The sequence below is a fragment of the Myxococcus llanfairpwllgwyngyllgogerychwyrndrobwllllantysiliogogogochensis genome (assembly GCF_006636215.1).
Classification (GTDB): Bacteria; Myxococcota; Myxococcia; order Myxococcales; family Myxococcaceae; genus Myxococcus; species Myxococcus llanfairpwllgwyngyllgogerychwyrndrobwllllantysiliogogogochensis.
The window spans coordinates 1-388 of sequence record NZ_VIFM01001001.1 but is presented as its reverse complement, the minus strand read 5'-3'; the positions used below and the strand labels follow the sequence as shown (position 1 = coordinate 388).

Below are 388 nucleotides of genomic sequence, written 5' to 3'. Positions count from 1 at the left end.
TGGCAGGCCTGGCTTTCCAGCGCCAGTCGGCTCAGCTCGCGGGTTTCCTCGGCGTCCTCGATGAGCAGGACGCGGGGTTCAACGTGGCGCTTGGACAGCAACATGACGCGACAACTCCGGACAGCAACGGTGAAAAGGCGCGCAAGTATGCGCAAGCCGGTAGTGATCCCGACGTGCACGGCAAGCTAAGCGGGCGTTACAGGCCTCTCTGGCGCCTGAGCCGCACGTGCCAGGCCAGCACCACCACTGCGAGCAGGGCGGTGCCGATGCGCAGGCCGGTGGCCTGCCAACCCAATGCGATGGCGTCATCGAGGCTGAACACATTCCAGGCAAGGTTCATCGAAACATGCAGGACCAGGCCGCACCACAGGGTGTCGCCGTCGAGGTG

The 388-nt window shown here is 64.9% G+C and carries 1 protein-coding gene; it reads right to left on the bottom strand.

The window, feature by feature from the left end; translation table 11 throughout:
• Window positions 1-196: 196 nt before the first annotated feature.
• On the bottom strand, window positions 197-388 hold a 192-nt coding region (locus FJV41_RS56600; protein ID WP_220138081.1), incomplete at its 5' end, for a hypothetical protein.